13 protein-coding genes and 1 tRNA gene are annotated in these 18,415 nt (G+C 39.0%); 9 read left to right on the top strand and 5 right to left on the bottom strand.

Annotated elements, in window-relative coordinates; genetic code table 11:
• Positions 1-78 precede the first annotated feature (78 nt).
• The 5 genes from H6731_09560 to H6731_09540 all read left to right on the top strand — a co-directional run bounded on the left by H6731_09560 (position 79) and on the right by H6731_09540 (position 6,048).
• The gene (locus H6731_09560; GenBank protein ID USN50493.1) at positions 79-2,412 is read left to right on the top strand and encodes a hypothetical protein; all 2,334 of its coding nucleotides are present in this window, start codon (positions 79-81) and stop codon (positions 2,410-2,412) included.
• A 141-nt stretch (positions 2,413-2,553) separates the two neighbouring features.
• Positions 2,554-4,551, top strand: coding sequence for a tetratricopeptide repeat protein (locus tag H6731_09555; protein ID USN50492.1), 1,998 nt, complete (start codon positions 2,554-2,556; stop codon positions 4,549-4,551).
• Between the two features lie 6 nt (positions 4,552-4,557).
• Positions 4,558-5,475: an NAD(P)H-hydrate dehydratase gene (locus H6731_09550; GenBank protein ID USN50491.1), complete on the top strand. Its 918-nt coding sequence runs from the start codon at positions 4,558-4,560 to the stop codon at positions 5,473-5,475.
• Positions 5,476-5,488: 13 nt separating this feature from the next.
• The gene (gene tsaE, locus H6731_09545) at positions 5,489-5,935 is read left to right on the top strand and encodes a tRNA (adenosine(37)-N6)-threonylcarbamoyltransferase complex ATPase subunit type 1 TsaE (GenBank protein USN50490.1); all 447 of its coding nucleotides are present in this window, start codon (positions 5,489-5,491) and stop codon (positions 5,933-5,935) included.
• 36 nt (positions 5,936-5,971) lie between these two features.
• Positions 5,972-6,048 (top strand) — tRNA-Met (locus tag H6731_09540).
• 59 nt (positions 6,049-6,107) lie between these two features.
• Here H6731_09540 and H6731_09535 read toward each other — a convergent pair.
• Complete coding sequence (locus tag H6731_09535; GenBank protein USN50489.1) at positions 6,108-7,307, bottom strand: hypothetical protein; 1,200 nt, start codon at positions 7,305-7,307, stop codon at positions 6,108-6,110.
• Between the two features lie 320 nt (positions 7,308-7,627).
• Here H6731_09535 and H6731_09530 point away from each other — a divergent pair, with 320 nt between their 5' ends.
• Positions 7,628-9,385: an ABC transporter ATP-binding protein gene (locus H6731_09530; GenBank protein USN50488.1), complete on the top strand. Its 1,758-nt coding sequence runs from the start codon at positions 7,628-7,630 to the stop codon at positions 9,383-9,385.
• Here the strand turns inward: H6731_09530 and H6731_09525 are convergent.
• Positions 9,375-10,547, bottom strand: a complete 1,173-nt coding sequence (locus H6731_09525) for a hypothetical protein (protein USN50487.1) — start codon at positions 10,545-10,547, stop codon at positions 9,375-9,377. The two genes, H6731_09530 and H6731_09525, sit on opposite strands and share 11 nt — an antisense overlap.
• 615 nt (positions 10,548-11,162) lie before the next feature.
• Here H6731_09525 and H6731_09520 point away from each other — a divergent pair.
• The 3 genes from H6731_09520 to H6731_09510 all read left to right on the top strand — a co-directional run bounded on the left by H6731_09520 (position 11,163) and on the right by H6731_09510 (position 13,051).
• Positions 11,163-11,864, top strand: a complete 702-nt coding sequence (locus H6731_09520; GenBank protein USN50486.1) for a hypothetical protein — start codon at positions 11,163-11,165, stop codon at positions 11,862-11,864.
• Positions 11,865-12,010: 146 nt separating this feature from the next.
• Positions 12,011-12,475: a hypothetical protein gene (locus H6731_09515; protein USN50485.1), complete on the top strand. Its 465-nt coding sequence runs from the start codon at positions 12,011-12,013 to the stop codon at positions 12,473-12,475.
• A gap of 150 nt (positions 12,476-12,625) precedes the next feature.
• A complete protein-coding gene (locus tag H6731_09510; protein USN50484.1) occupies positions 12,626-13,051 on the top strand; it encodes a hypothetical protein in 426 nt (141 codons plus the stop codon).
• A gap of 625 nt (positions 13,052-13,676) precedes the next feature.
• Here the strand turns inward: H6731_09510 and H6731_09505 are convergent.
• Genes H6731_09505 through bamA form a run of 3 tightly spaced genes read right to left on the bottom strand, consistent with a single transcriptional unit; the run spans position 13,677 to position 18,348 of the window.
• Entirely contained in the window at positions 13,677-14,159 is a 483-nt protein-coding gene (locus tag H6731_09505; protein ID USN50483.1) for a GreA/GreB family elongation factor, read from the bottom strand.
• Complete coding sequence (locus tag H6731_09500) at positions 14,159-15,442, bottom strand: dihydroorotase (GenBank protein USN50482.1); 1,284 nt, start codon at positions 15,440-15,442, stop codon at positions 14,159-14,161. The genes H6731_09505 and H6731_09500 overlap by 1 nt, the downstream gene beginning before the upstream one ends.
• The gene (gene bamA / locus H6731_09495) at positions 15,442-18,348 is read right to left on the bottom strand and encodes an outer membrane protein assembly factor BamA (protein ID USN50481.1); all 2,907 of its coding nucleotides are present in this window, start codon (positions 18,346-18,348) and stop codon (positions 15,442-15,444) included. Before bamA ends, H6731_09500 begins: the two co-directional genes overlap by 1 nt.
• Between the last annotated feature and the right edge of the window lie 67 nt (positions 18,349-18,415).

The raw sequence follows: 18,415 nt of genomic DNA, 5'->3' as shown, positions 1-18,415 counted from the left end.
ATTGCTATCATTTTTATGAAACTCTGATGGCTTGTGATAAAAATCATGTTTTTTTTCAGTCACTTATGGGGTGATTCCGTGCGAACCTGGCAAAAAATAAATCTTTCATTGATCGTGCGCGCAATTATTTTCTTAGTGGCTGTTATATTTTTTTTGCTCAATCGGAAAATGCCTTTGATCGGCACAGCAGGCTTTGAGGCGGCAAATTTATTTATTATTATTTTAGGCCCGATTTTTTGCTTGGCCAGCGCTCTTCATAAAACTGAAAAAAATACCCCCAATTTTCGTTTAGTTTTTCTGAAAGAATTATTTTGGGCCTCCGTTATTGTTGGATGCTATAGCCTGCTGCTTCTCTACAATGGCTTATTTATTCATAGTTGCAGTCCGGGGGCTGGATTAACCCCATTTTTTATCACTCTTCTTCCACCGCTTCTTCTCAATGTTAGCGTAGGTGCTCTCATTGCAACGATCTTTAGGCCTTTATGGCTAAGGATAATTATTTTTGTCACAGGATATCTTTTTTACTATGCCTGGATTTTTTTAGCTTGGTGGCAGGAAACCAGCTTTCGAGTATTAACTCATGCCTCTTTGATGATCAGCTCAGATCTTTTGGCAGGAAGCGCTCTTAATTTAGGGATGGTTGGCTTTAGAACCGCAACACTCTTAATCGCAACAGCTTTAATAATTTTTGGATTTACATTTCAAACCCATTCTCGCACAAGTTTTTTTAACAGCAGCAGTAATCACCCTATAAAGAATTCTTTCCTAATTTTATTTCTTTTGCTCAGCGCAACCGTCACCCATTGGCAGAGTTTAAAAAACATAGGAAAAAATCATGCTTCTCTTGAGTCGGATTATTCTCTATCCGTATCTCATAACAGCATAATTGTCAGAACCAATCCTGAATTGGTCTCAGAACAACAGGCTCGAGAAATTCTTAATGAAGCACTGCTTTACCAAAATCGCATCAGAAAGTTTTTGCCCCCTAAGCTTTCAAAACCTATCACCATTTGGCTTTATCCAAACGACCAGGCAAAATTCACCTATACAGGAGCAGCCCACGTACACTTTGCTCTTCCCAAACACCGGGAACTTCATATCTCTTTGGCGAGCATTCCTCACCCAGTTTTAGGTCATGAACTTGCTCACATTTATATTGGTGAATATAGTCAGACCTTACTTGGGCTCCCTGGACGATTGGGAATTATACCCAATATGGCTCTAACTGAAGGACTGGCTATGTATCTGACGCCTGAGCTTGCCATAGAGAATGATTTGAGCATGTTCGAGCAAGCCCAAGCGCTTCATCAAGCAGGATTGGGAATCAATATTGAAGAGCTCTTTTCTTTGGATCCCACTCGCTTTGCTTTAAGCCATCCTCACTCCTCATATATTTTTGCCGGAGCTTTTTTAGCTTTTGTATTGGAGCACTCCGCTCATAAAGAAAGAGCAAGCGAACGGCTAAAAGTCCTTATTGCTCAAGGAACAATTGATTATCTATTTGCCTCCGATAAAGAAAAGACACAGACAATCACAGCATTTAGAAAGGAACTTGAAAAGCCGATTGAAGCCTATGCACTTTTATGGGCAAAGCATAATTTTGACCGCAGCAGCATCTTGGGCAATAACTGCCAAGACCCTTATCATAAGCAAAAATCTGCTTTTAAGAGAAATATACTCAATGACAACTACACTTCAGCACTGACTTCAATTTCCTCCCTTCCTCAAAGAGCCCAAATCGCTCTTATAAAGAAAGCTCAAACAAGTCTGCTGAATCAAGGACGTTACCAAATGACATTGGCCTTGATCAAGAATCTTGAAGAGCGCTACTCCCCACATGCCGCTGAATTTAATGAATTATGGCTTGATCAATGCAGTGCTCTGATCTACCAAGATGATTTTTCAAAAGCTTCACAAGTTCTGCAAAATATCGATCCCGAGTACCTTAATCAAGCAAGCAAACGCCAAATTGCCATTGGCAAACAACTTTTATTCAACCCAATTCAAAGCCCACTCTCAATCGCTATCCTTCAAACCACATTTGCCAAAAATAATAAGCTGTTATCACTTGTCTCTAGGCTCGGAATGAATTTGGGAAAAAATATCAGAATAAAAAATAGTGAGCTTAGTATTGGTCAATACCTCTATGCACGAATCTTAATGAGAGACAAAGATTATCAACGAGCATTAGCTATTATTGAAGAGCTTTATAAAAATCAAGCTCTGCTCCCCAAAGAACTTTTGCAAGAATTGCAGCTCATGCTTGCTCAAAGCAATTTCCATCTAAAAAACTACTCACAAGCTAAAAACATCTATCTTGCTCTTCTTAATCACGCTCAAAAAACTGCTGTTACGATTGTGCTCAACGATATGCTGGCGAGAATAGAATTCTTGCAAAACTCTCCTCTTTAATCATCAAATAAAATTCTTGCGCAAAAAAACTCACCTTTGACCACGCAGCGTTTCTTAAGCCAACCAAGCCAACATCAAAGGAATTTTTATATATTTATTTTTTAAAAAATCTATCAATTATTTCGGTGATATATTTTTTCAATGACTAAAAAAATAGATACAGATTATTTAGCAACCGCCATAGATTGGATCGGAAATAATTATGATGACATCAAGCAATTAAGCCTTGATACGTGTATTATTTCCCAAGCAAAAGATTCGTGCACACAGCAAAAAAACTTGCTCCAAGAAATTCAACCTGGAATCTTTGTTCTTACCATTCCTAAAACTCACAACATCTCACCCATTGAGATAAAAAAAATATCTGATCGTGCTCAATATTCGATACTACCAAACCGACATGATAATACCCCATTAATTAAACTTACTTTTAACCAAATAAAAAATCTTTGTTACAACGAAAAAGATTGCAATTGGGCTCAATATTTAAGCAACTATTATCAATACGACCCCAAAACACATGTAATATTTTTTTATCATTCATCAAGCATAGAAGATCAGCTTAAAAATAATATCAATAAATTGAACTTAATTATCACAGAGAAACTCTCAAATAAAACATTAATACTTTCAAATAATAAATATCATTGTCCATTTAATATTTCCCAGCTCGTAGCCTATGCTTTATGGCGAAACGAGCCCATCAAAAAAAGCATCACAGCTGAAATGCATCAACTTGAAAAACGTTTTCTTATTTTTCCTTTGTTGCATAAGACGTTGGAAAAAAATTTCAAAAATTTAAAATGGCAGCTGAGCGATGGTCTCCTACGCTACAGCTATGAAGGTGTAAGCAAAAACTTTGACTATGCAAGTCTCACTGATGATATGCTGGCGGGAAATTTCAAAGAGAGCATAGAAGAAAATTTAAGTGGATTTAAAATAAGCGATCTTGACACCTCTTCTTCCTTTCCCACAGTTGCTGTTCGTTCTTTAATTCATTTAAAAGCTCGCCCCCATTCACTTTCCTGTATCCAAAATGGTTATGCCATTTGTGCAGCCAAAGAATACGCAGGCAAACAGCATCCCATTTCTTATTCTGGCGCACATCCCAATCTAAGCTATGAAAGATGGCTTGCTCGTTCATCTCGACATTTGGCCAGACATAACTATCAAGCACGCGTTATTTTTTCAGATGAAAATAATCCTCAAGCCTTCTCTTTAGTCGGTGAGCAAGTAGCCAGCATCGCTATTTTTCCAAAGCTTGTAAAAGGTGTTTTTGAGCAACTAGAGATTCCTGTTGAAAAGAGCGCACGCCTTATCGCACACAACGAAGATGTACTCACGATCGCTACAGAATCTGCATCGTGGCAAGAGATCAACGAGGTCAACCGTAAAGCAGAGACTCTCTTTAAAATGGTTGCCACCGATGGCGCAGATCCTCTTTCTTTATTTGAAAAAAAACTACTGCCAAATCATGGTGCTGGTACATTCCATTTCAGTAAAGTGCCTCACGAATTTTTTGATTTGCTTGATACCGCTCATACTATGAAGCAAAGCATGCCACCAGGACACGATCATTACCTTATTGGTCTTGCTTACGAATGCCTTCATGAATGGAGCATGGCAGTAGAATATTTTCAAAAAGCGCTTAGGCAAGACAGAACCGATCCTGATATTCTGAACGCTCTAGGTTCAGCACACCTTGAACTTGGTCAGGCTTCAGTGGCACTACCTTTTATCAAGCGAGCTTTTGATCTTTTGCCGCAAGATCCGGAAGTGGCCGATAGCCTAGGACGCATTAATCTTGAATGCGGAAAAATCGATGATGCAATCAAAGCCTTTGAAAGAGCCGTAAGGCTTTCTCCCGCTTCAGCTAATTTTTTATCTAATCTAGGCAATGGTTACATGCTTGCATCGAGAACTAAAGAAGCATTGAGTATGTTCACCAAAGCCTTGCAATGTAATCCTAATTTTGCCCCCGCACACGAAAGCCTTGCATACTTGCACATACAAAGTGGTGACGAGTCAGAAGCCAAAAAGCACGCTTTGTTAGCTTTTAAAGAAAATCCAGTCGATCCTAATATTGCCAATCTTTTATGGCGGCTTACATTGGGAAAGAAAGATTCTCGTGAGAAATAAAGAATTATGACTACCATCGATAAGCTCATCAAAAAGCATGTGTTTATCACACTTAAAAATTTTGATGGCATTCCATGCTATCACTTCGCTTGTGATCGAGTACTGCACGAGCTTTTGCTTCCACTTGATCCTCATAGCCACAAGGGAACTTTTGGCCATGTTCTTGCTCTTCAGGGACATGAAAATTTTATAGGCGCTTCAAGGCTCTCACTTCTTGGGGCTTTACGTGCAGGTACAGGGCTTGCTACTCTTTTGTGTAAAGATTCTATACAGCACCACCCAGCCGACCTTTTTGAATTTATAAAAATAAAAGATCGCGATCTGACAATAGAATATCTCAAAAAAATATCAGCCTTAGTGATAGGACCTGGTCTTAGTAAAGATACAAATTTACAAAACTGGGGATTAGAAATGCTCCACCAAGCAGGAGCGATAGTACCGAATATCATCATCGATGCTGATGCACTTAATTTACTCAAGCGTCTTGATCCTGCTTTCATGGGTACTTCAGTCTTATGCACCCCTCACCCAAAAGAAGCGGCTCTGCTGTTGGATATAAGTATTGCAACTCTTGAATCAGATCGATTGGCAGCTTTAAACAGGCTTGCAACCCTTCCCATCAATAAAAAATGTTCGATCATTTGGCTACTCAAGGGCTCTACCACGCTTATTTATCATAAAAAAATGGGAATCTTTGCTTTGGAGGGAAATGCTCCTCTTTTATCCACCGGGGGGAGCGGTGATCTTTTAGCTGGAGCGATAGCTGGCTTAGTTTCTCAAACTAATTCGCTGCTGGAAGCGGCTATTTTAGCAGTGAATCTTATGATTGCGGCTGCGCGAAAAAATTCTTTTCTTATGGATCGAGGTATGCTTCCAAGCGAACTTAGTCAGCATTTCCCATATTTATTAAAAAGAAAATTTTGATAGTCCCAGGAATATGAAAACTATTGAGAATAAGCTTGCGAGTGTTTGTGATACCCAAGAATATGCCCGTTCTTTGGCTAAAAAATATGGCAAAAAGCCTTTACTTATCTTGTTATCAGGAAATTTAGGAGCAGGCAAAACCACCTTTGCCCAGGCTTTTCTCAGGCAACTGCTCAATAATAATATTTCTATCCCAAGCCCTACCTACAGCTATATGAATTCCTATATGGGAAATTTTTCTATCTATCATTTCGATCTCTATCGTATTGAGGAACCAAACGAGATTTATGACTTAGGACTAGCCGATGCATTAATGGATCCTCACGCTCTGCGCCTGGTTGAGTGGCCCCAACGCATGCCTAGTCTTTTTGATAAGGCAGACATTATAATTAAGCTTCACTCGAGCAATGGTTTTGTATCTGCAAAAACTATTTTTCATGCACATCACTCTATCGCTTGACACCCTAGATGTAGGGTGCTAGCACTCTACACGTGACGCGGGGTAGAGCAGCCTGGTAGCTCGTCGGGCTCATAACCCGGAGGTCGTTGGTTCAAATCCAGCCCCCGCAACCAAAAGTAAAAAATCAGCGCTTAGGTGCTGATTTTTTTGTATCTCCTGTAAGAGATTATAATTACTTCCACCATTTAGACATAAGATCGATGCAATCATCGTAATCTTTACAATATTTACCCTCAGGAACCTGACTTCCTCTTTTATTAAGAACCTTCTTAAAAGCCCTTAAAATAAGATTAAACATGTATAGATCTTGATTTTGTGAGCTAAACCCAATTTTGGTGCGCGCAATGAGAGATATCCCATCTGGCCTCATTAATTTTATAAAATCTTCCAACTCCTTTATGAAAGGACGATTTTTTATCCATACCGAATAATTAAAAGATTTTTCCTGGTCAAAGCCTTCGGAAGCCCCCAAACCAAAATCAATAATTTTTACCAATGGCCCCACCAATGGCATTTTTTTACCATTAAATTCAATGTAAAAATCTGCTTTTTCATGCTTAGCAAGCAAAATGTTGCCTGTATGAAGATCTTGGTGAACCAGCTGCCAGACTAAATATGGATTTTTTAAAGCGACAATAATTTGCATGAGCACCGACTCTAACACCATGGGCGGAGCATTGTTCAAATCGAAACCATAGTTTTCAATTTTAGCAGCCTCTTTGGGGCTTCTAGCAAACTTAGTCAAAGTAAAACCATCAACCGCTTCCCCTATCAGATAGGGATAATATTTGTTATTGCTTGAGGTAAGGTTAAAAAAAGGATCAGCGGCATTTAAAAAAGCATTATCGTAAATATCGACAAAAAATCGTGAAGCAGGAACATCCGCAGGTAAATTTGCAGCGAGGTTTAGTTTAGATAGGCGACAACTTTGAAATATCTCTAAATAACTTTGATCTTTAAGTATATCAGTTTTTTTTAAACCAGCTTCAATGGGGGGAAATAATTTGAAAAACTTAGTGTTATTATCACGCTGAGAAATAACCAATGCTGGAAATGCACCACTTTTACTTTCACTGCGTAAATCTTTTTTCAAAACATAGGCTTTACTAAATTCTTTTTTATCAATCAGATATCTTTTAGGATCTTTAAATTCCTCTAAAATATCGCCGCATGTTTCTGGTCGCCCTGGATGCAGCTTATCCTCTGGTTTCGATGGGGGCTGAATCGAAGTTTTAGTAGTTTCTTTAGAGGCCTTTGTCCCTTCTTGTTGATAGGAATCTTTTTTTGGCGAATTTAGCGCTGTATGGTCATAGCTTAGTTCATCGTTGCAGCTGTGCAAGATAATAAGGCACACACAAAAAAATAAACTCATACAGATTTTCATTTTCTTTCCAAATAAAACTATTTTAACTATAATAAAAAACAAAAAATACACAATTATAACTAACAACAAATTCCATCATTTTACATAGCTAATAAAATATCTTTCTTGCTTAAAGGCCTTCATAATAATCATTCATTGGCCCCTTACTGCAGCAGTTAGCATAAATTTTGAGACTGCTTTGCTCGTTTAAATAGCTCAGAAATTCTCGCTTGCAGCAAAAAAATCTAAGTCAAAATCCCTAGCGCCAATCTATTCCCAAATTTATGATAATAACTGCGTTAATCACAAAAAGTGCCAGGTCAAAATTCATGAGTTCATTATCGCGTCTTTTTCATTATTCACGCTCTTATCAAAAAGATATTACTCTTGCTACCATTTATTCAACACTCAACAAGCTATTCGATATTATGCCGGAAGTACTGATCGGGGTTGCGGTCGATATCGTAGTGAGAAAAAACGAATCCTTCATAGCTTCCCTTGGGATCAAAGATGTTTTCACTCAACTCATGGTGCTAGCAGGAATTATTTTATTTGCCTTTATGAGCGAATCGGTGCTGCAATTTTTATTTCAAGTAAAGTGGCGCAACCTCGCACAAGCACTGCAACACAACATGCGCATGGATTGCTATGAGCATGTACAGAAACTTGATGTCGCCTACTTCGAAGATAAAAGCACCGGCAATCTCTTATCGATCATGAACGACGATGTAAATCAGCTGGAGCGTTTTCTTGACGGTGGCGCTAACTCCCTTATTCAAGTTATTAGCGGCACTATACTGGTTGGCATAATCTTTTTTTACATCTCGCCTACGCTAGCTTTGATAGCTCTTTTTCCTATGCCATTCATTCTCTATGGTGCCTACAAATTCCAACACTTACTAGGACCTCGCTATGTTCTCGTTCGAACCATGGCCGGTAAAATAGGAGCACGGCTTTCAAATAATTTACTAGGCATGGCCACTATTCGCAGCTACAGTGCCGAAAAATTTGAAAGTAGACGTCTTGAAAAAGACAGCCTCAATTATCAAGCCGCGAATGAAAAAGCCATCACGTTAAGCTCCGCATACATCCCTATTATTCGTATGGCTATCGTTGCTGGTTTTGTAGCAACACTTATTTTGGGCGGCTATTACACGCTCACAGGCCATCTTCAAGTTGCTAGCTATAGCGTGCTGGTTTTTCTTACCCAGCGTTTATTATGGCCTTTCACGCGTCTTGCTGAAATGACCGATCTTTATCAACGAGCAATGGCTTCAGCTGATCGCGTGCTTGATCTTTTAAATACTCCAATAAAAATTCGCGATGGAGAACGTGAGCTTAGGCAAATCTATGGCGCCATAAATTTTGAACATGTTGACTTTGGTTATCAAAAAGATCTCTTAGTGCTTAAGAATTTTAATCTCTCAATGGCTCCAGGAGAAACCGTTGCTTTGGTTGGCGCTACGGGCGCAGGAAAAAGCACCATTGTTAAACTTTTATTGCGCTTTTATTCTCCACTATCGGGAAAAATTAGCATCGATGGTCAGGATATCGCCCAAATTAAACTTAGAGATCTCAGAAAGGCTATTTCATTTGTCAGCCAAGATGTTTTTCTTTTTCCCGGCACTATCAAAGAAAATATCGCTTATGGTCAAGCAAATGCTCGCTTGGAAGAAATTATTGAAGCCGCCAAAATTGCTGAAGTACACGCTTTTATTATGGGTCTGCCAAATAAATATGACACTATAGTTGGCGAGCGAGGAATCAATCTTTCTGGAGGCCAAAAGCAACGTCTTTCCATAGCCAGAGCCGTATTAAAAAATGCAGCAATATTTATTTTAGATGAGGCTACATCAGCGGTAGATAATGAAACAGAAGAAGCTATCCAAAAATCTTTGGCAAAAATCATGGGCAATAAAACCACCATTATCATTGCTCATCGCCTATCAACATGCCGCCATGCTTCAATAATCTGTGTGCTTGATAAGGGTGAAGTAATCGAAATGGGTACCCATGAACAACTACTCAAACAAAAAGGAAGCTATGAAAGATTGTGGAGAATTCAAACTGGCGAACTTACAACCTAAGAGCTTGCACTTGTTCTCTGATATTTTTCATACGCTCAGAAACCTGACCGATGAAACTTTCCACATCGGTGTACTGAGCGAAGTGACACTCCTCATCTTCGTTTGACAGATATTGTCTAGTAAATTCCATAATCTTGACCATAGCTATTTCAATTTCTCTTTCAGAAAAACCGACTATATTTTTTTTATTTTTTACAGTTTTTAGAAGCGAACCAATCAAGAAAATTACAAATTGACGATGATTTGTATGAGTATAAACTTCTAGTCCCTCATCTAAAAATCGCCAACCAAAGTTTATAGCAGATTCCAAAAGTAGTTTTATATTGTTCTTTTCTTGTTCAGATCGGAAAAAATTAATATGCCGAAAACATTTTTCTTTGCACAAACAATCTTTAAGACTTCGATCGTTAAATAACTTGTTATTCAAAATTCCTATCGATGCATCGAAATCAGAAACGAGAACATCTTTGACAAGATTCCATAGTGGCATTTGAATTTTATCAAGATGAACATTTATGTTTTTGTCTATCTCTATAATAATTTTCGTTCTTTCTTTAATTAAATTTTTTATATGCTCAGGCATAAAAAGCCAAATAAAAAAATGATTAAATATGTCATGAAAATAATTTTGGTATAAAAAACTATTCCCCTGGATTTTTTGATTCTTCACTCCACAAATTGGGGCTTTTCCTTGAGCGAGTAATTGTAGAAATTGATCCGTGCTAGCAAGTTCATGATCCAAAAGAAAATAAAAATGCTCATCTAACTGCATCTCTTTTAGCAGCTTAGATAATTTTTTAGGCCCAGGAAGGTAAAGAGAAAGTTCACAATAATCATGCCCAAAAGCAAAGTCATCATCATAGACAAAATCAAATTGCGGACACAGAGGTCTTAGAAAATAAAAAATAAAAATACGGGGATCACCCTGCACCGAAGGTAAGTCATCTTTAGAAAAATTTCCCCAGCAATGACACGGATCAAAAGGGTTTTGTTCAGCTAAACCGCAGTTACATTCCTTGAGAGCTAGCTGCAACACTTCAGGCTTATTTTGATGATTACAGACAACGAGGCTGCGCGATCCAACGGCGGAATGCTTTACTTCAGTCTGCCCGCCTCCAAGAAGCGATACAATTACAAACAGATAATTGATTACTATTTCCATTCATAGTCTCACATATAATTAAAACTAATAAACAAATTTAATTACGTAAAATATAAATCACTGTAAGTGTAAATCACACACAAAAAAACAACAAAGATAGCTCTAATCTAAACTTCAACTTTAAATTTGCACCATCATCTTTATTCCTGGCAAATTTTTGTAATTTCTAACTTATGTTTTTTTGAATATTTTTCGAACGATACCACAGCCAATGTGGAAACATAGTGAGAAAAAATCAAGCAGTAAATCTCCTAGTTACAGCAAAAAATTGATCAGTGTGAAAAAGTTAGATGTGGCATAGAATTTACTAAACCAAGATCTCATACTTCATGAGCACTAAAGCACATCAAATAAACGCGTTAATTATTTTGAAAATAAACTCCTATCTTGAGCTTATATTTTCTGGCTTAAACAAAAAGTAAATTACCGAGAAAATAAGGCATGTAAATGCATTTTATCCTTTTAAAACATCTAGCAACCTCATTTGATGCCTTTCTGATCCCTTAGCTGCGCATGGTGCCAAAAATTGCTAGATAGGCTCACGAAAATTGCATGCTTAACATCATATAGGACCTAACACCTTTTCAAACATGCATTTTTCAGGGGGGCAACACTATGAGAAATTTGAAATTCGGGCGCTATCTTTTGATGGCCTCTGCTCTATTCTTAAACTTCAGCTGTGCGCAAGAAGATGGCGCATACAATGCTGCAGATGAAATTGCGCCAGAGCATATAAAACTTGAGATTTCGCTAAAAAATGAAGCTGAAAAAACTTCGATAGCAAAATCACTGGAATCAGCTCCTCAGGCCGCATCTTTAAATCCTGCAGTGAAAAGACCATGCAGTTCAAGACAGCAAGCTATGCCAATGGGGATGGGTTTTAATCAACAACAAGGTCAAGGTCAGTGGCCAAACATGTTCAGTCAAGGTCAACAATCCCAGTGGCCCAACATGATGAACCAAAAAGCACAATGGCCAGGACAAGCTCAAAACAGCAAATGGGGACAACCATACAACCAAGGGCAATACCAATGGCCTAACAACCTTAACAGTGCTCCTGCATCCACAACTACCACTGTTGTCGATAATGTAGGTGAAGACTGTTATGATGCCGCTGCAGGAGCTCCTGGATTTGCTGGCGCTGTAGGATATCCACCGCCATTTGGTCCTCCTGCTCCTCTTCTTAACCCATACGGACCTTATTTTGTTGCTGACATCATAAGTGATGATGATGGCTTCTCACATCGCCGTCGTCGTAGACATCATGGCGATGACGATAACTACGATAGCGATGATAGCGCTCCATTAAGCTTCTAAAAGCAATCGATAATTTTGCCATAAGCCCCTTTTTTAAAAGGGGTTTTTTTGATCCGATCTTCAAATTTTTGTGTGCATATTTCAACAAGCTTAGCTACATAATGCGCGTGTGTGAGGGCAGAGGCTTTCTCACACGAGGGGGCATTATGAACTTTTTTAGCAGGATACTGGCTTCGGCTTCATTTTCTTTTTTATTGATGAGCTGTGGAAACCCGCAGGATGCGATCTTTGATGAGCAATCTTTGTGGGATGCTGAACGTCAAGAACAAAGTGAACAAAGCTTTAAACCTCAAGGCATTCAATATGAGGTAAAGATTGCTGACAGCAATATGATTCCTTCTCAGCAAAACAAGCAGGTTTCATTTGATAACAAAATTGTAGAGTCAGATAATGTGGCTTTAGCCGTACAAGAACATACTCAAATTGATCCTGTAGCACCTTCAGTTGCTCGCCGGGGATTTTTGGCTGGGGCCCACGAAGTTGATCCTTCACTAGCAAATTATGTGAACTCATATGGAGTGCTACCAACGCGCTATGCTAAAGATGGCCCCTTTCTCTATTCTCTCGATGTTCACCCGCATACAAGCGAGCATCTTGCCGGCAGCAAGTAGGTTTAAGAAAATATTTTCTAAAAGTCGAGCCTCAGGGCTCGTTTTTTTTGGATCACTTTTGGTGCCATGGTATGCATGAGAACCACTTAGTTAGTATATCCCCGCACAAAACCCACAGTGGACAACTGTGGAGTATTAGGGGGCATCACGATGAAAATTAAACACTACGCACGTAGCATATTCTTTGTTTCAGCAACTTTAATTGCAACAACACTACAGATTGGCTGTGGTGAAGATCCAAGCCTTTATCAAGGTGAAACATTAGCTTTTGAGAACACTCCTTCCATCAGCGCGAAAGATGTTGTCAATAACCCAGATGAGCTTGATCTCGGCGCAGATGAAAGCTCAGATTTCTGGCTTAATTATTACTATCCCTGGGCAGCACCTTATGCTCCATATCCTATCTTTGACTATTACCTTAGTCCCTTGGCTATAGATGTACCTATTTCTCCCGTTGCATCAATAGTTGACTATGTACATCCTTTTTACGCTTATCGTCACATAAACCCTTTCTGGGGATTTGATGATGATGATGATGGACACCGCAGACATCATGATAACGACGATGATTTTTAACCAAAATTAAAAGTAAAAACTAAGCTACTCCCCTTTTTAAAAAGGGGAGTCTTTATTTTTATAGCGGCACTTTTATAATCTCATGGGAGTTATTTGATTGATAAAATTGGATACCTTTGAACAGATATTTTCTTTTTAAAACTTTCATCTGCTTTATCGATTGCTATCTCTTGCCAATCAATTTTATCAAGCACTCGATCTTTCTTAAAATAATATGGTCCTCGAATATCGCTCATAGAATCTGTGAACTTAAGTTTCCAGCAAGACCTGCGTATGATTCAATTTTTCGCATATTTTTTTTAAGAAGAGTCGAGTAACTGCTCTAGAAATAAATTCAACAGAGCAAAAAAGAATATTTTTTACAGCGTTCTGCCAGATGTTTATTAGGTAGTTAAATTTAAAAAATGTAATACACGAACTCACATTGGATCATGTGCTGCTTACATTTGACCTCATCGTTAGAATGTGGGGCGAAAAGATGGAGGAGTAATTGCTCCTGCATTTTTTTACATCAAAAAACGGCTTTGTAAGAATTCCTAAACTTACATATTTGGGAATGCCCCCCAACGGAGCGGATGATACACCCTCGTGATTCACGATGATGGCTCATTTGCTCCGCCTATTTTTAAGGATCGATATCACCACTATTAATGGAAAGGATTTCGAATTCAGTTATTCCCTTTTGCAATTCTACTTCCACCACATCTCCGATTTTTTTGCCCAACAATGCTCTCGCTACTGGCGCACGAGCACTAATAGTACCCTGCTTATAGTCAGCTTCACCTTCGCCCACAATAGTCCATACTTTTTTGGCTCCATTCTCATCCATGACCTCGACAATGCAGCCAAAAGACACCACACTCGTATCGACCATTGATTTACTTACAATTTTAGGATTTTTCAAAATCTTGCTTAAATACTGAAGCCGCTTATCAATTTCTCTGAGGCGTTTTTTTCCATAAATATACTCCGCATTTTCAGAACGGTCCCCTTCGGCTGCAGCATTAGCAACTCCCTGAACAACCTTAGGGCGCTCTTTAAGACTCAACTCATCAAACTCTGATCTAAGCTTTAGATAGCCTTTTTTGCTCAGCATAATATTCAACATTAAATTTTTCCCGCCTGATAACCTATCTCACCGTTTAAAAATGTTGCTAAAACTCTTCCTCTGAGCTCCATTCCTAAAAATGCACTATTTTTTGAACGGCCATACATATGATTTTCATTGAGCATAAAAACAACATTTGGATCAATAAGCACAGCATTTTTAAGCGCTCTATCTCCAACTAAAGTCCCAATTCGCTCGTGCTCTTGAAGAATTTTTGCAGGGCCATCGGTCATAAGGCTTATCGCTCTCATCAAGGAAATTTTTCCTTCGTGCACTAAGCGCAACAGCACCAAAATACTTGTCTCAACGCCAACGACTCCAAAGGGGGCTTTTGTAAATAAAAGTAATTTTTCTCGTCGATGATGCGGCGCATGATCACTTGCTACAGCGTCTATGACACCATCATTGATGCCATTGAGCAGCGCATCTCGATCATCCTTGCTTCTTAAAGGAGGATTCATTTTTTTATTGCCATCTGCAACATGGATATCGCTCTCTGACAACAAAATATGATGGGGTGTCACTTCACAGCTCACCAAAGCCTTTCTCTTTTTTGCTCTTGCTACCAATTTCAATGATTGTGCGCATGATAGATGTAGCACATGATAGCGAGCCTCCAACTTTTCAGCTAAATCAATATCCCGCGCAACCATGTCGTATTCAGCTTGAGCTTTTTGCCCAGGAATACAGAGTCTTTGGCTTGCCTTACCCTCATTCAGAGCATGGCCACAACTTATTCCGGTGTGCTCAGCATGTTGCATACAGACAAGTTTATGAGCTCGGCAGGCCTTTAGCACATTCATCATCAAGCTATCTTCTAAAATTGGCTTACCATCATCAGTAATCGCTTTTGCACCACTTTGCTTTAATGCCGCAATATCGGAAATTTCTTTTCCTAAAAGTCCTTTAGTCGCTGCTGCCGCAACCATAAGATCAAAACCAAACGTGCGCGCTTTTTTTAACTGAAAGAGTACAGACTGTGGGGTATCGAGCGCGGGGTTGGTATTGGGCATAACTAAAGCCGATGTCACTCCACCCGCTAACGCCGCCCTAATTCCGCTGGCAATATTCTCCTTGTGAGTAAACCCAGGTTCGCGAAAGTGTACATGAAGATCCACCAGTCCTGGAGTTAAAATGCGGTTTCTACCATTAATGGTGGTGTATCCTTCCTTCACGTTGCTAGGAGCAATTTCAATGTTCTCAGATGAGATTAAAACATCATCAACCATATCGGTATGGGTACGAGGGTCAATGATGCGTACTTGTTTTATCAAAGTTGCCATTAGAAACTCGGGCCGATATTAAATTCAAAACCAATGGGACGATCACCTTCTTCTATTCCTGGGGTATTGGCAGGACGACGATTGAGAGGAATACCCCACTCAAATCTCAAATAACCTAAAGGACTCTGCCAGCGCAAACCAAAACCAACAGAACTATAAAGCCCTAACAGACTGTAAAGTTTAAGTGGATCAGTTGGATGAACGCGACTCGCACTTTGTGATTTTCCTCCGATGTAAAAGAAATTATCTTCATATGAGTACACATTTCCAAAATCAAAGAAGATCACTCCCCCTAGTTTAAGAGCTTTAATCAAAGGAAACTCAAGTTCAAATGAGCCATAAAATTGCTTATTACCGCCTACCAGAAGATCGCGCCTGCGATCAAAGGGGAATTGGGCACCAGATTTTTCCGTAGGACTGATTGAACGATATGCATAGCCTCGAATGCTATTTGCTCCTCCCAATGCATAATTTTCAAATAAAAGTGGGTTTCCCAAAGAATCCAAAATACCAAGTTCCAAATTGGTTTTTAAGACGAAGCCTTTTAGGAAAAACCATTCATCCAGATTGTGATACAACCTAAGATTAGCCCCGTACTTGATAAAATTATTCGCCGAGGAGGGAGGGGTTAAATAATCGCGCCCACTGCTTAACTTAGTGGTGTCTCTATTGCTACGAACATGATTTTCTAAGCGAGCAAGACCAATACTGCCTAAATACTCCGAGGCAATATCAGCGCGAATCTCAGCATAAATTCCTCGCGTAGGAAAAATACGGTTATCTCTTTGATCCAACCTTAGTGTGGGCCTAATGGATGTCGTGTAACGAGGCACTCCTTGATAGAGGTCCCATTTTCGAACATCGCTCATCAGCTCGCTAATTTTAATTCTCTCAAGGGTATAGGTCATATAAAAGAATAGAGCATCAAAATCAAAGACATAATTGACCAGACTAGGAGATACCTTACTTTTCCAATTTTTAGATAGAGATGACCACGGGCCTCCCACAGGATAACCAAAGGTTACATCTCCCCCAATGGCACTTCTGGTAAATTCACCCATTACGCGCCTACGATTATATGCAGTAAAGGCAAATGTGACGGGATTTTTCCAGGCATAAAAAAGATAAGGCTCAATAAACATAACATCGAATTCTTTACGATTGTTCGAATAATTTATCTGAGCTGAAAGTGTTTGTCCTCGGCCAAACAGGTTTTGATTGGATACCTGTCCACGCAGAACGAAACCTTCCCCACCGGTACCATAACCTGCACCAGCCTGAATATTACCCGTACTTTGTTCTTTAACTTTGATCTTCACAACCATGCTTTCAGAAGAAGTTCCAGGCTCATTAGTCACTTCTACTTTTTCAAAATAACCTAAGCGAACAACATTATTTTCGCTTAATCTTAAGGAAGTAGAGGAATAATAATCACCTTCTATGATCTCTAGCTCTCGACGAATTACTTCATCTTTGGTTTTTTCATTACCCTCGACATCAATACGTTCAATTCGAACTCTGGGACCACTTTCGATTTGAACCTTTATAGAGATACTTTTATTTTCTTCGTCAAAAAGAGGAATGGGCGAAATATTTGCATATGCATAACCTTTGTCTCGATAAATTTCTGAAATAGCCATGATATTTTGAGCCATAAGAGATTTATTAAAAATATCTCCTTGTTGCTGCCCCATTTCTTTGAGTAAATTATCGGCAAAAAATACTGGTTCATCGGGGTGCGCTTCTTGACGCAGGCGATACACCATTTCACTGTGTTCGACTTTATCGCCCTCAATACTCACTTCGCCAATCCGATATTGTTCCCCCTCAATCATGCGAAAACCAATGGTGATAGTACTTTTATCAGGACTAAGCTCTACTAAAGGAGGCAAAACTTTAGCTTTGAGCATCCCGTTGTCCTGCAAAATCTTCTCAATAATCAAGGAATCTATCTCTAAATAATCTTTACGAAATGTCCCCATATCATTCAAAATAGACAGAGCATGTCGCTCATGGGTGCGTAAAAATGGCCTAAACGCATCGGCATTTAAACGATAGTTCCCTACAAAATAAATTCGCTCTACTTCTACCTTTGACTTCTCTTCAATTTTAAAAACCACGTCAACAAAATCTGGAGCAAGAACTTTAGTTGTATCGATGTCAATCATGTAGCCCTTAGGACTAAGCGTTCCTATCCCCTCTTTTTCACGCCTTTCGATATCTTCTTGAGCTGTTGCTCTAAGCTCATAACTCACTTTAGCGAGATAGTATCCCTTCGATACATAAAGTTCATGTATTTTTTCTCGGTTTTCCTGCAAGCGTGCCATTGTTGCACCTTGATAATTTTCAAGCCCCGATAAAACCTCTTTGATTTCTTGATCATTGAGAACTTCATTGCCTGTTATTTTTATCTGAAAAATGGTTGGAATTTCTGTCAAAACATATTCAAGTTCATAAGCCCTGGAATCTTTGAGCTGATGTTTTTTTACTTCAACTTGAGAAAAAAGACCAAGCTTATATATTTCACGGACGTCTTGGGCTACCAGAGTAGGATCATAGAAGTGTCCAATTTTAGTATTCAAGCGTAAAACAATTGCATCAGGTTCAACTTTTTTAGCCCCACTGATAGTAATACGATATACCCTATCCGCTTGCGGGCTCTCTCCTATTAACTCTCCAGGTTTTTTCCCACGCTTAAAAGCCTCTTTCGTCATTTCATCAAAGCTCAGTGGACCTTCAATATTTCTTAAGGCTGGATCGAGGTTGCTTTCTTCGGACTTAGAATTTGACTTTCTCAAGTGAGTTGCCTGACCGGCCAATAAAACTTCACTTGAACATAAGAATCCTAACGCAGATAACAGTAGTACCAAACGAAATGCTAGAGTGCTCTGATAAATAGGTTTCAAAACAGTTTCCTAATGGTATTAATAAGCCTGATTTCTTTTTTTGGGAAAAAGAAATTTTCACCTTCTT

The organism is Myxococcales bacterium (assembly GCA_023898405.1).
Lineage (GTDB): Bacteria > Myxococcota > UBA727 > UBA727 > JABDBI01.
Note: the sequence above shows the minus strand (reverse complement) of the source record. Positions and strands in the feature narration are given on the sequence as shown.